Genomic DNA, 12,234 nt, shown 5'->3' on the forward strand with positions numbered 1-12,234 from the left:
ATCAGCGGGCCTCGGGCCTCACCGCAGACGAGCCCTTGGGCAAGTCGAGCAGCCGATCGACGCTCAGGTGGATCTCGTCGCGAAACAGCTTCACGAGGCTTCGCACGCTGGTGTTGGTGCCTCCTAGCTGCACGCCCACGAAGCGCTGCACGCTGTCCAGGATCGTTTGCCGTATGGCCAAGATCCACCGCGCGGCCGTGGCCCGGTGAACGCCGTAAAGTCGCCCGATTTCGTCGATGCCCAGCCGGTCCGAGACATGAAGACGCAGGATGGTTTTGTCGCGAGCCGACAAGCTTTGCAGGCTCTCCTCGAACGCGCGCTGTACGGTCACGCCGTGCTGGTGCTTGAGCATGCGCAGCTCCGGGTCGTCGCGCCCGTCCGATAGCTCCGAGACGTCCTCCAGAGTCACCTCGCCTCGAACGAGGGGGCCGGCTGCATCCAGGAATTGATTGACGCACGTGACCCGGGCCCAGGCCAGCAAGGGCCCCTTCCCCGCGTAGCTGCCGATCCTGGCGTCCGCGCCCGTCAAGAGCTTGATGCGGAGCAGCTGCGTTTGTTCGGTGACTGTCTCGCGGGTCGGAGCGAACCGCCTGAGAAAGCTGGGTACGCGCGCGGTGATCTGCGCGTCGAATGCCGCCAGGGCTGCGCGGTCGCCGCCAGCGAGCGCCGCCGCCCAGAAGACGTCCGCCGCAAAGGTCGCCAGCCGGTCCGCCGAAATGCCGTTGCGCCGCACGTGCGCGACGAAGTCGGACATCGGCAGCACAAAGTCAGGCCATGCGTGCTGTCCGCTTTGGTAGGCTGCTTCGGTTTCGAGAGGTGAATCGTCCATGTCGACACGCGCAGGCCAGGAGTTCGGCTACGGTTTAGCACGACCGACCAGCGAGGGACGGCCCCTTCTGTCTAACACCACTGACGCTTGCCTTTCGGCCGACGACGTGCTGACGCTTCTCAGCGAAGCGCCCGGCCCTGCGGCCTCTGGGCTGGCACATATCGAACGCTGCGATCGTTGTCGGATCTTGGTGGCGGAGTCTCTGCGCGCTTCGCCTTGGGGGGAGGACCAGACCAGGTCGTTCGACGGGGCCGGGATGCGAGACGCCGGGGGCCTCACCACCTTTCGTCCCGGCGATCTGGTTGCCGAGCGCTTCGTGACCCGGCGTTTTCTCGCCCGGGGCGGTATGGGCGAGGTCTACCTGGTGTTCGACCGCCTCCTGGAAGAAGAGGTGGCTCTCAAGACTTTGCCCTGCTCGGGGCTGGACGACACGGACGCCGTGCGGCTCGTCAAGGCCGAGGTGCAGATGGCCCGGCGGATCACAGACCGTCACGTGTGCCGCATTCTCGATTTCGGTGTTCACCGGATGTCCTCGAAGACCGCCGCACCGGGGCAGGAAACGGCCGTCCCGTTCCTGACCATGTCATACCTGCAAGGCGAGACGTTGGGGCATCGCGTGCGCGCGCGGGGGGGCCTGACCCTGGAGGAGTTCGTCAAGTACGGCCTCGAGATCGCCTTGGGCCTCGCCGCCATCCACGAAGCCGGGGTGGTTCACCGGGACATCAAGAGTGACAACGTATTTCTGACGCGGCCACAAACGGGTGAGCCCGAGATCGCGGTCGTCATGGATCTCGGGCTTGCGGGCCTGATGACCGAGCGGGTGTCGAGGCCCCGGGTCATGGGCACGCGGGGCTACATGTCCCCGCAGCAACTGGCAGGCGCCGGCGAGCGAGATCCGCGCGACGACGTCTTTTCGATGGGCAAGGTTCTGCAAGAGATGGCGTTGGGACATGTGCGTACGCTCGAACCGGACGAGATCGAAGACGGGTTCGTCAAGCGGTTCGGAAACAGTACGGCTGTGCGGTGGGCCGCCCGCGTGACCGCGACTTGCCAGTCCCCCGCGCGGGCCGATCGCTACGCCACGGCGCGCCCGGCATGGTCTGCGCTGACCAAGGTGAGCGCGGCCGTGGCGGGCCGCGGAGTGCCGCGGCTGCGTGCGCTGCGCCCTTGGCTCGTGAGCACGGGGCTTGGGCTTGCGGTGTGCGTGGCGTGGCTCGTGAGCCCTGGCCCCGTGACTCAACCGCCTACCGCCCGCGCTCCCGCTCTTTCTCCTCTCAGGGTCTCGCCCGCCTCAGGAGATGCATCGTCGCGGGCTCGTCCGGGGCAGGGGGCGGCTTGGGCGTGGTCCTCGCTCGAGCCCGCAGCCCCCGCGCCGGCGCGGGAAGGGTCTACCCCAAAGACGGTCGAGCTGCGAAGGCGCTCCGTCAAACTTCTGCCTGCGCATGCGCCTGCGTCCGCACCCGTGCCCGCGGCCCCGGCCACGCCGCTGTCTCGCCCCACCTTCGAAGGCGATCTGGCAATGCCGCGCGCGACCAGCGCGGGCACGAAGGAGCGCCCCCATCCGAACCACCTCTACAACCCGACGGCGCGCACGGACGGGCCTCACTGAGGCCCGCTGCGTACGGCCGCTAAGCCTACTCCGTCATCGCGGCGAGGGTCTGCAGCACACGGTCGAGGTCGTCTTCCGTCAGGTGCACGTGGGGCGCCATGCGCAGCCATCCTAGACGCTCGGCCGTCACGATGTTCCGGGTCGCCAAAAGCTCGACCCAACGTTTGGCCTCGATCCTCGAGTGGCGGGCGGCCACGATGGCAGAGCGCGCCGGCGCGAACGCGTCCCGCGCGAGGGTGAAGCCCAGGGCCTTGAGCCCTGCGGCCAAGTGATCCGCGAGCTGCTGGACGCGTGCGCGTACCGCCTCGAGGCCCAGCTGGCGAAGATACGTCAAGCTGGCATCGAAGTGAGCCCAATCCGTGAAGCTGGGCGTGGACAGCACGTAACGGCTCGTGCCCGCCTTGATCGCGTCGCGGTAGGGCAGATACACCTGATCGTCGACCACGGACCCGGTGCCTTTGAAGGGAAAGGCCAAGCGGTCCACGAGATCGGGCCTGATGTAGAGGCCCCCAAGGCCGAGCGGCCCCATGAGCCATTTCCAGGCCGAAAACGCAAGCACGCCGATCCCCTGCGCGGCCACGTCGATGGGAACGTGTCCCACGCCTTGCGCGCCGTCCACCACGAACAAAACATCGCGTTCGGCACAAAGCGCGCCCAGGTCCTCGAGGGGCAGGGGCATGCCCGTGCACCAGTGAACGGCCGAAACGCTCAGCACCCGGGTGTTGGGCGTGAGCGTCTGGCGTGCCGAGTCCAGGACGGCGTCGGGCGTGGGGCCATCGGCCACCGTAGCCAATTCGACGCCTTTGCCCTCCCAGTGTTGCCAGGGGTAAACGTTGCTGGGGTATTCGTTGGCCATGAGCGCGATGCGCGCGCCCGCCTCGAGCCGAAGACCCAAGCTCACGAAGGTCATGCCTTCGGTGGTGTGGTGGATGGGTGCCACGCTGCCGGCTTCGGCGTGGAGGAGCTCTTCGATGCGGCTCGCGATCGCGCGCTCGAGCTCGGGCTCGCTGCGCATGGCAAAGATCCCCCGGTGGGCATACGCGTCCAGGTGAGCCTTGACGGCAGCCAGGACCGGCCTCGGCATGGGGGCGATGCCGCAGCTGTTGAGCCACGTGCACTGCTGAGGAAGGTCGAAGTCTTGGGCCACCTGCGGCCAGGAGGGCGAAGGGGGCTCGGGCGAAACAGCCATTCGCGGGAAGATACCGTGCGTACAGCGCCAGGGCCAAGGCTGCGCGCGTTCACAGACCCAGCGCGGCACCGCGCACGAGCGCCGCAGCCGCGTGTTGAACGAAATCCACACGCACCTCCGATTCCACCACGGATCTTCGTACGGCACCCCAGCTGGCTGCGGGCACCGCCGCAAGGTAGTCGTTGCCGGGTCGCAGCTGATCGCGCGCCAACGCGGCCAGGGCTCGTTTTACCTGCGTCTCGAGGGCAACAGGCGCTCGATTCCGTTGGCGCGCCACCGCCAGCGTGGCGGTGAGCGCTTCGGCAAAGCCCGCGGCGGCGGGTGCCTGCGGAACGAGCACATGCGAGAACCCGTAATGCCCTGTGAACGCGGGTTTGTCTTCATCGGGCTGCAGCTGCAGACGCCCCAGGAAATCGGCGTAACCCAGGCAGAAGTCGACCCACGCGTCGTGCGCGCGGGGCGGAGGCAACGCCGCCACGGCCATGCACGTCCAGCTGTCGACGCCATAGGTGAAGCGGCCGAGGAAGTGCGCGTATTTCGGGCCCGTCAAGAAGCCGAGGATCCGTTCGGCTTCCGCCAGGTGCGCGGGGGCGCTGAGCACGCGGGCCGCTTCCACCAGGGCGAACGCCGCTTCTTCCGTGGCGAACATCTGCGGGGGCAGCGTGACGTTCGGGGCGTTCGTGGCGAGGTCGAAGCCCGGGGCCAAATCGCCGTTTTCACGCATCAAGCTGCCGAGCATCTGCGCGAGCTGCTGCGCGACGTGCTGCCACTGGGTGTCCTGCGTGTGAGCTTGGTGGGTCACGAACGCGAGCAAGGCCAGCGCGTTGTTCCCCGTCTTGGCGAGGCCACCTTCGGGCAAGCAGGTGCGGCCGCCGCAGACGGGGCGCAGCCGCGCCGCCAGCCAGCCGAGCGCGCGCGCACTGGCTCTGTCGAAGCCCTGGTCTGGGAACGCGCCGTGCAGAATGGCCAGTGTGTACGCGGTGCCGGCGTGACGGGCCAAGTTGTAGCCCGCCGGGCGCTCACGATCGGACCAGGGCTCGTAAATGTAGACGAAGGCACCGTCAGGCTTCTGGTGCGTGAGCAAATAGTGCCCCGCCCGCAGCGCCGCCTGTGCGGAGGTTTGCGCAGGCAGCTGCACCACGCCGCGCTCCACCCGGCACGTCGCGATGCCGGGCGCCCCCGGACACTCGATGAAGCTCTCCACGGCCACCCGCTCGAGCGGTGCGTCCTCTGCGACGGCGAGCCTGGCCCGCAGCCACGCGGGGGAGACGCCCAGGCGCACCTCACGCAAAAACGGCAAGAGCGGGGCGGCCCCGGCCACGTCGGCGGCGATCACGTCATCAGGGAGCAGGGTGTGCCCCTGGCGCGCCCGCACGCCGTCGCGCCCTGGGTCGAAGGCCAAGGCCTGGGCAAAAGCGGGCCATGTGAGCAGGGGGGCGTGCCCGCGCACGCGGTCGAGCTTGAGCCGCGCGCCTGCGAGGGCGCGCGGGTCGGCGCCCAACGATTGCACGATCTGCGCGAGCGCTTCTTCGGTCGTGCCTCGGCCGTGCGCCCGCGCAACGACCCGGCCTGCCACGAAGAGACTCACGAAGAGCTCGTCGGTCTGCTCCGCAGTCACGCCGGAACCGCCCCCGGGGGCCCGGCCCTCGAGGTGAGCCCTGACGAACGCGAGCGCGGCCTCCGCCGTTTGCATTGACCAACCCGGCGCTTCCGGCATGCGGTAACGCCCCCACGTATCGAATGCCAGCACGGGTGGTAACGCCAGAAGCATCCCGAGCAGCACGCCGGCGGCCCGCGCACCGCCGAAGTGAGTGCGCAGGTCGGCTTGCAAGAGCGCCCGCAACAGCAGGGCAGGGTAAAGCCCCAGGACCTGGGCCACGGTGGCGGCCAAGAGCAGGCTCACGAGCGACGCGCCCTCTCCGAAGCTGCCGTAGACGCCCTTCAAGAAGGCCCATGACGACACGAGGCCGGTCACGGCCACGACCGCCAGACCCAAGCCCACGAACGCCGCCCCCACGGCCAACCGGTAGGCCCAGCGCTGGGCGCGCCAAAGTCCGGGGGCCGTGGCGACATGCAGCGCAAAGAACGTGAGCAGCACCAGGCTGGCGGCAGGCCACTTCCAGGGCACGAAGCGAAGGACCACTCCAGCCAACGTCAGGCCATAGAGGGCGTTGGCTCCGGCCCAAAAACGCAGCGTCCGGCGCGGGCGCCTCCCGAGCTCTGGATGAGCGCTCATGGCGTCGGGGGTGGGGTGTCCTCGAAGACGGCGAGCACGTCGGCCACCTGCGCCGCGCGGGCGTCGTCGAGGTCGGCGCGCTCGATCGCGAGCAGCAGGAGCACGGGGCCGCCGCCGCGTCGAAGCGCGCGATCGGGAATGGCGAAGGGCCGTGTGTGACCCTCGCCCGCGACCACCACGATGCGGGTCGGTGCGCCCTCGCCTTGCAAGTGTGCCGCGAGCTTGGCTGCCATGGTTTCGTCCCAGGTAAGTTGGGCTTCGTAGAAGCGCTCGAAGGCGGGATCACTGAAACGCCGGTGCCCGTGCCCGCCGTAGGCTTCGCGCGCGAACTCGCGGTGTGCGCCCGGGCCGGGCTCCATGTCGGGCAGGTCCTTTGCCTCTTCGGGCGAGAGGCTTGCGAGGCCACCCCGGTAAATCTTCCGGCTGAGCGTGCGGGGGGCGTTGAGCGCGTAGGCCGGTAGCCCGTGGGTCCGGGCGAACGCCAACAGCGGGCGGTAAAAGCCGAACGGGAACCCCCACGTCTTTTCCCAGTCCACGGCCTGGGTGAAGGCGGCTTCGTCCAGCCTTCCCGCGGCAAAGGCGGTGAGCGGCTCTTGCAGCGTATAGGGCAGCATCTCGAAGGCCACCCCCACGGAGGGATCTTCCCGGTGTACTCGTGCCAGCACGTCGTGTTGAAACCCATGGTGAGCCGGGTCGTCGTGTTGCTCACCCACGAAAATCAGGCGCGCGTCGCGCAGCCGCTGCGCGAACGCTTCATCGTCCAGCGCCTCACCCGTGGGCGCATCGATGAGCTGGTATGGGCGGTGGGTGGCTTCGGTCGGTGGCGGGGCTTCGGGGGCAGCGGCCCGCGGTGCCTTCGGCCAGCGGGGCTCGTGCGCACAGCCCACCCAAACCACGACGAGCGGCCACAGCCAGACCCGATTCATCTCGGGAGCATAGAGTCTTCGGCCTCCCGAGTCACGGGGCGTCGGTCAGCCTTGCGTAATTCACCTGGGCGGCGCCACCGCCTGTAACTCCTCGAACACCACCTCATGAAGCGTGCCGTGGCCCGTCGCGAACGCGGTGGCGTTGTCCAGCGTCGTCTCGGCGATCGCCGACAAGGCCTCTTGCGTGAAAAAGGCTTGATGTCCCGTGATCACCACGTTGGGGAACGTCAGCAACCGTGCGAACACATCGTCCTGGATGACCGTATCGGAAAGGTTCTCGAAGAAGAGATCGGCCTCTTCCTCGTAGACGTCGAGGCCCAGCGCGCCGATGCGCCCGCTCTTGAGGCCTTCGATCACCGCACGGGTGTCGACCAGCGCGCCGCGGCTGGTGTTCACCAACGTCACACCGGGTTTCATGCGCGCGATGGCCGCCGCATCGATCAGGTGGTGGGTGCTGGGTGTGAGCGGCAGATGAAGCGCCACGATGTCCGCCGTGGCCAACAACTCTTCGAGCGGGACGTAGCGGCCACCGAGGGCAGGTAGCTCGGCGCAGGGCTGCGGGTCCGAAGCCAGGATTTTGCATCCGAAACCGGCCACGATGCGGCAGAACACGAGCCCAATCTTGCCCGTGCCGATGACGCCCACGGTTTTGCCGTGAAGGTCCGAGCCCAACAAACCCTCGAGGGCGAAGTTGCCCTCGCGTACCCGCGCGTAGGCCCGGTGGAACTTCCGGTTGAGCGTGAGCACGAGGCCCATCGCGTGCTCGGCGACGGCATAAGGCGAATACGCGGGCACACGCGCCACCACCAGCCCCAAAGAGGCCGCCGCCTTGAGATCCACGTGGTTGAACCCCGCCGAGCGCAAGGAAAGAAGTCGCACGCCGCCTGCGGCGAGCTGGCTCAGCACCGGCGCCGAGAGATCATCGTTCACGAAGGGGCACACGGCCTCGAAGCCCTGCGCGAGAGATGCGGTGGCCAGCGTGAGACGCGACTCGAAGAACGTCAGCCCGTGGCCGTGTCGCCGGTTGGCCTCTTCGAGCGCGTGGCGATCGTAGGGCTTGCTGCTGAATACGGCGATTCGCATGTCCTGGGTATAGCGCCTGGCCCCTGCAAACGCTCTGTCAGCCCCAAGCGGTCGAGCAACATCCGCGGCTGGCCCCCTGGCATCACCACCGCACACGAGACGGCGTCCTTGAAGCGCTCGTTCAGCCGAAGCAGCGCCTTGAGACCCTGGCTGTCGACGTGCCGCAAGTCGTGCAGGTCGAAGACGACAGCCCAGCCCTCGAGCAGAAAGGTGCGGTCCAAAAAAGGTATCGCTTCGCCCACGTTCGTGGCGTCGAAGACGCCCTCGAGCGAGACCACCATCGTGCCTGCGTCCCTGGTTGCGAGCTTGATTCCCATGACGCCGAAGCAGTTGCAGCTCTCGTGCCAGGTATCTGGCGCCCCCCGGGCCGGTCAGGACGCGTCAGGAATGACGGCGAGCCCTTGGATCTCTACCACCGCTTCCGCATCGATGAGACCCTTGACCTCGAGCAAAGCCATGGCGGGGTAGTGGGTGCCAAAGCGCGCTTGCCACGCCGCGCCCACCGCATCCCGGGCGGCGTGGTACTGCCGTTGATCCGTCACGTAAAGAGTCAGGGAGATGACGTCCTCGGGTCGGCCGCCCGCCGCGTGCACCACGGCGAGAAAGTTGGTGAGCGCTTGTTCGAACTGGGCCGCGAACCCCCGGGGGACCTCCATTTTCGGTGGCTTGCCCCCGATCTGACCGGCAACGGCCAAGAGGCGTCCCGAAGCAAGGACACCATGCGCGTAACCCTTCGGGCGAGGCCAGCCCTTGGGCTGAATGACCACGGACATGCGCCTGGTTTATCGGATCTCGGGCGCCGCGTCGACAGGGGGAGCCCCGCGCAGCTCGACACCGCGGCCCAGGCCGGTGCGCGCGCCCCCTTTGTTGTAAGGACCGGGGGGCGTCGACCACCCACCTACAATGATCCTGTGTTTTAGCGCGTCGAAATCCCGCTGCGAGGCCGCCCGAGCGCGCGAAACCGCGCCGGACGCGCCGACGCTGCGCTCCTGCCCGCTTCGCCTGATCGTGTTGCTCCTTTCCGCCTGTGGATCCTCGGGTGCGCCTGAAGCGAGCGGCGGCGCGCCAGGGGGCGGAGCGGCAGGGGCGCCGGCCCAGGCGGCGGGCGGAGCGGCAGGGGCGCCGGCACAAGCGGGAGGGCAGTCAGGCGGGGGAGGCGCACCGGTGGGTCCGAACTGTGAGGCCCTTTTGCCTCTCTGGCAGATGGGGCCGTTTGCCCACCCTGCGATCGACGAGGTCTGTGTGGAGACGGTCGCGGACCGGGCGACCTGGGAGCGGATCAGCATCGAGGAATCGGGCTACGGTATGGTTCGATCCACGAAGTATTTCATTCCCTGGGATGGGGGCGCTCCTATCCCCAACGCGCTCTTGAATTCGCCCTCCCTACTGAAGGGTGCGCCTTCAGGCAACGGCATTGGCCCCTTCGGAGAGCCGCTCCACCTGATGTTTGCCCGAACGTATCTGACCGATTACTTCGTGGACGAGTACGTCGAGGTCTACGACAGCCCAGCCCTCAAGACCGGCGGCATCGCCGAGTTTCAATCCGAAGACGGAGCCCGTTCTTTCGCGTACACGCTTTACGGGGCTCAAAAAATGTCCTGCGACGACCAGAAGCGCGTGCATGCGCGCATGCTGAGCCTCTTTGCCCTGCGTCCCTTGAGTCGCCTCGTCAGTGACCCCAGCTTGCAGGCCTTTGGCGTCCTGGCCCCTCAGGTGCCCCCGGGGTGCAGCATCCCCGTCCAGGTCTTCGAATGAGGGGGGGGATCCCAGGGCGCCGCCGTGCTGCGCGGGAGCGTGACCTGCGCTGAGGGGCCCTGCGGGGGGGCCCGCGCTGGCCGTTGGCAGGGGCGATGCGCGGGTGACAGGCGAGAGAGTCTACATAACATCATGAAATAATTTATCTTTTAATAGATCGATTAGCACTCTCGGTGTCCGCTTGACAGCGAATCAGGCGTGCTTATACCTAAGCCGCACCTGAACCTGGGAGAGTTGCATGCCCGTCTACGAGTATCGCTGTAACGCGTGTGGTCACGAATTCGAAGAGTGGCAGAAGATGGCGGACGAGCCGATCAAGACCTGTCCGAAGTGCAACAAAAAGAAGGTCGAGAGGCTCATCAGCTTGAGTGCGTTCCACCTCAAAGGAGGTGGGTGGTACTCGGACCTCTACAGTTCATCGAAGGGCGACAAAAAGGCCGACAGTGCCTCGTCGTCGTCCGAGGGAAAAACCGAAGCGAAGTCGGAAACGAAGTCCGACGCCAAGGCTGACTCCAAGCCCGCCGCCAAGGCGGAGTCCAAGTCCAAGAAGGCCGCCGCCAAATAAGGGCCGAGCGGCTTTCGTGATTCGAAGCAAAACGTCAACAAGGAGAACACAAATGAAGGTACGTCCCCTCTACGACCGGATCCTGGTCAAGCGCATCGAAGAAGAAACCAAGACCGCCGGCGGTCTCTACATCCCCGACACCGCAAAGGAGAAGCCGCAGGAGGCTCTCGTGGTGGCCGTGGGCAACGGCAAGATCCAAGAGGACGGCTCCCTTCGCAAGCTGGAAGTGAAGGCAGGCGACAAGGTGTTGTTCTCGAAGTACTCGGGCAACGAGATCAAGATTGATGGCGAAGAGCACCTGATCCTCAAAGAGGACGATGTGCTGGCCGTTCTCGAAAAGTAATCAACCGGAGACAGAACATGGCAGCTAAAGACATCGTTTTTTCGCAAGTCGCGCGCAATCAGATCGCGCACGGGCTCAATCTCCTTGCCAACACCGTCAAGGTGACCCTCGGGCCGCGTGGCCGTAACGTCGTCATCGAGAAGTCGTGGGGCAGCCCCACGGTCACCAAGGACGGCGTGACCGTCGCCAAGGAGATCGAGCTCGAGGACAAGCTGGCGAACATGGGCGCCCAGATGGTGAAGGAGGTTGCCTCCAAGACCTCCGACATCGCTGGCGACGGCACCACCACCGCCACCGTGCTGGCTCAGGCCATCTACAACGAAGGCGCACGCCTCGTGGCCGCAGGCCACAACCCCATGGACCTCAAGCGCGGCATCGACGCCGCCGTGGGCGCCGTGGTCGAAAACCTGAAGAAGCAGTCGAAGCCCACCAAGGGCAAGACCGAGATAGCTCAGGTCGGCACCATCAGCGCCAACGGCGAGACCCTCATCGGTGACCTCCTGGCGGAGGCCATGGAGAAGGTGGGCAAGGAAGGCGTGATCACGGTCGAAGAGGCCAAGTCGATGGAGACCACGCTCGACGTGGTCGAGGGTATGCAGTTCGATCGCGGCTACCTCTCGCCTTACTTCGTGACGGATGCCGAGCGCATGGAGTGCGTGCTCGACGACGTCTACATCCTCGTGCACGAGAAGAAGATCTCGAACATGAAGGATCTCCTCCCCGTACTCGAGCAAACCGCCAAGAGCGGGCGCCCGCTGCTCATCATCGCCGAAGAGGTCGATGGTGAGGCGCTGGCCACGCTGGTGGTCAACAAGCTGCGCGGCACTCTGCAGGTGTCGGCCGTCAAGGCCCCGGGCTTTGGCGATCGCCGCAAGGAGATGCTCAAGGACATCGCGGTCCTCACGGGCGCCCAGGCCATCACCGAGGATCTCGGCCTCAAGCTCGAGAACGTGAGCCTGAAGGATCTCGGCCGCGCCAAGCGCGTCACGATCGACAAGGACAACACCACGGTCGTGGAAGGCGCCGGCAAGAAGGCCGACATCGAAGGCCGCGTCAAGCAGATCCGCACCCAGATCGAAGAGACCACCAGCGACTACGACCGCGAGAAGCTCCAAGAGCGTCTTGCGAAGCTCGTGGGCGGCGTGGCCGTGATCAAGGTGGGCGCTGCCACCGAGGCCGAGATGAAGGAGAAGAAGGCGCGCGTGGAAGACGCCCTTCACGCCACCCGCGCTGCGGTGGAAGAAGGCATCGTTCCTGGCGGTGGCGTGGCCCTGGTTCGGGCTTCGTCGGCGCTCGACGATCTCACCTTCACGGACGACCGTCAGTACGGCGTGAAGATCATTCGTCGCGCGCTCGAAGAGCCGTTGCGTCAGATCGCTCAGAACGCTGGCCAAGACGGCTCGATCGTGGTCGATAAGGTGCGGAACCAAAAGGGTTCGTTCGGCTTCAACGCTGCCACCGAGGAGTACGAAGACCTCGTCAAGGCGGGCGTCATCGATCCGGCCAAGGTCGTGCGCTGTGCACTCCAGAACGCCTCGTCGGTGTCGGGCCTGATGCTCACCACCGAGGCCCTCATCGCCGAGAAGCCCAAGAAGGACAAGGCTCCCCCCGCCGGCGGCGGTGGCGGCGGCGGCATGGGTGGCATGGGCGGCATGGGCGGCGAAGACTTCTAAACGAAGTCTCGCGTCTTGGCGTAGCC

The 12,234-nt window shown here is 66.7% G+C and carries 12 protein-coding genes; 5 read left to right on the forward strand and 7 right to left on the reverse strand.

Annotation, left to right across the window (positions count from 1 at the left end; translation table 11 throughout):
- Position 1 precedes the first annotated feature (1 nt).
- On the reverse strand, positions 2-829 hold the full coding sequence (locus KA712_01660; protein MCG5051643.1) for a hypothetical protein: 828 nt from the start codon (positions 827-829) through the stop codon (positions 2-4).
- Here KA712_01660 and KA712_01665 point away from each other — a divergent pair.
- Positions 828-2,438: a protein kinase gene (locus tag KA712_01665; GenBank protein ID MCG5051644.1), complete on the forward strand. Its 1,611-nt coding sequence runs from the start codon at positions 828-830 to the stop codon at positions 2,436-2,438. The two genes, KA712_01660 and KA712_01665, sit on opposite strands and share 2 nt — an antisense overlap.
- Before the next feature lie 25 nt (positions 2,439-2,463).
- On the opposite strand, the gene KA712_01670 is transcribed toward KA712_01665, so the two are convergent.
- Genes KA712_01670 through KA712_01695 form a run of 6 tightly spaced genes read right to left on the reverse strand, consistent with a single transcriptional unit; the run spans position 2,464 to position 8,645 of the window.
- Positions 2,464-3,627, reverse strand: coding sequence for an aminotransferase class V-fold PLP-dependent enzyme (locus KA712_01670; protein MCG5051645.1), 1,164 nt, complete (start codon positions 3,625-3,627; stop codon positions 2,464-2,466).
- Between the two features lie 49 nt (positions 3,628-3,676).
- Positions 3,677-5,863 (reverse strand): hypothetical protein, encoded by a 2,187-nt coding sequence (locus KA712_01675; protein MCG5051646.1) that lies wholly within the window; start codon positions 5,861-5,863, stop codon positions 3,677-3,679.
- On the reverse strand, positions 5,860-6,789 hold the full coding sequence (locus tag KA712_01680; GenBank protein MCG5051647.1) for a ChaN family lipoprotein: 930 nt from the start codon (positions 6,787-6,789) through the stop codon (positions 5,860-5,862). The genes KA712_01675 and KA712_01680 overlap by 4 nt, the downstream gene beginning before the upstream one ends.
- A gap of 60 nt (positions 6,790-6,849) precedes the next feature.
- Complete coding sequence (locus KA712_01685) at positions 6,850-7,872, reverse strand: 2-hydroxyacid dehydrogenase (GenBank protein ID MCG5051648.1); 1,023 nt, start codon at positions 7,870-7,872, stop codon at positions 6,850-6,852.
- Positions 7,791-8,189, reverse strand: a complete 399-nt coding sequence (locus tag KA712_01690; GenBank protein MCG5051649.1) for an STAS domain-containing protein — start codon at positions 8,187-8,189, stop codon at positions 7,791-7,793. Before KA712_01690 ends, KA712_01685 begins: the two co-directional genes overlap by 82 nt.
- Before the next feature lie 54 nt (positions 8,190-8,243).
- Positions 8,244-8,645, reverse strand: coding sequence for a RidA family protein (locus KA712_01695; GenBank protein ID MCG5051650.1), 402 nt, complete (start codon positions 8,643-8,645; stop codon positions 8,244-8,246).
- Between the two features lie 235 nt (positions 8,646-8,880).
- Here KA712_01695 and KA712_01700 point away from each other — a divergent pair, with 235 nt between their 5' ends.
- The 4 genes from KA712_01700 (at position 8,881) to groL (ending at position 12,208) form a co-directional block, all read left to right on the forward strand.
- The gene (locus KA712_01700; protein MCG5051651.1) at positions 8,881-9,627 is read left to right on the forward strand and encodes a hypothetical protein; all 747 of its coding nucleotides are present in this window, start codon (positions 8,881-8,883) and stop codon (positions 9,625-9,627) included.
- 238 nt (positions 9,628-9,865) lie between these two features.
- The gene (locus KA712_01705) at positions 9,866-10,192 is read left to right on the forward strand and encodes a zinc ribbon domain-containing protein (protein MCG5051652.1); all 327 of its coding nucleotides are present in this window, start codon (positions 9,866-9,868) and stop codon (positions 10,190-10,192) included.
- 52 nt (positions 10,193-10,244) lie between these two features.
- A complete protein-coding gene (gene groES / locus KA712_01710) occupies positions 10,245-10,535 on the forward strand; it encodes a co-chaperone GroES (GenBank protein MCG5051653.1) in 291 nt (96 codons plus the stop codon).
- A 17-nt stretch (positions 10,536-10,552) separates the two neighbouring features.
- On the forward strand, positions 10,553-12,208 hold the full coding sequence (gene groL / locus KA712_01715; GenBank protein ID MCG5051654.1) for a chaperonin GroEL: 1,656 nt from the start codon (positions 10,553-10,555) through the stop codon (positions 12,206-12,208).
- Positions 12,209-12,234 lie beyond the last annotated feature (26 nt).

The sequence above is a fragment of the Myxococcales bacterium genome (genome assembly GCA_022184915.1).
Lineage (GTDB): Bacteria > Myxococcota_A > Polyangia > Fen-1088 > Fen-1088 > JAGTJU01.

What these genes read in the sequence shown, in the direction of transcription:
- KA712_01665 (MCG5051644.1), top strand. Translation starts at nt 828, where the DNA reads ATGTCGACACGCGCAGGCCAGGAGTTCGGCTACGGTTTAGCACGACCG.
- KA712_01675 (MCG5051646.1), bottom strand. Translation starts at nt 5,863, where the DNA reads ATGAGCGCTCATCCAGAGCTCGGGAGGCGCCCGCGCCGGACGCTGCGT.
- KA712_01685 (MCG5051648.1), bottom strand. Translation starts at nt 7,872, where the DNA reads ATGCGAATCGCCGTATTCAGCAGCAAGCCCTACGATCGCCACGCGCTC.
- groES (MCG5051653.1), top strand. Translation starts at nt 10,245, where the DNA reads ATGAAGGTACGTCCCCTCTACGACCGGATCCTGGTCAAGCGCATCGAA.
- KA712_01670 (MCG5051645.1), bottom strand. Translation starts at nt 3,627, where the DNA reads ATGGCTGTTTCGCCCGAGCCCCCTTCGCCCTCCTGGCCGCAGGTGGCC.
- KA712_01705 (MCG5051652.1), top strand. Translation starts at nt 9,866, where the DNA reads ATGCCCGTCTACGAGTATCGCTGTAACGCGTGTGGTCACGAATTCGAA.
- KA712_01695 (MCG5051650.1), bottom strand. Translation starts at nt 8,645, where the DNA reads ATGTCCGTGGTCATTCAGCCCAAGGGCTGGCCTCGCCCGAAGGGTTAC.
- KA712_01660 (MCG5051643.1), bottom strand. Translation starts at nt 829, where the DNA reads ATGGACGATTCACCTCTCGAAACCGAAGCAGCCTACCAAAGCGGACAG.
- KA712_01680 (MCG5051647.1), bottom strand. Translation starts at nt 6,789, where the DNA reads ATGAATCGGGTCTGGCTGTGGCCGCTCGTCGTGGTTTGGGTGGGCTGT.
- KA712_01690 (MCG5051649.1), bottom strand. Translation starts at nt 8,189, where the DNA reads ATGGGAATCAAGCTCGCAACCAGGGACGCAGGCACGATGGTGGTCTCG.
- groL (MCG5051654.1), top strand. Translation starts at nt 10,553, where the DNA reads ATGGCAGCTAAAGACATCGTTTTTTCGCAAGTCGCGCGCAATCAGATC.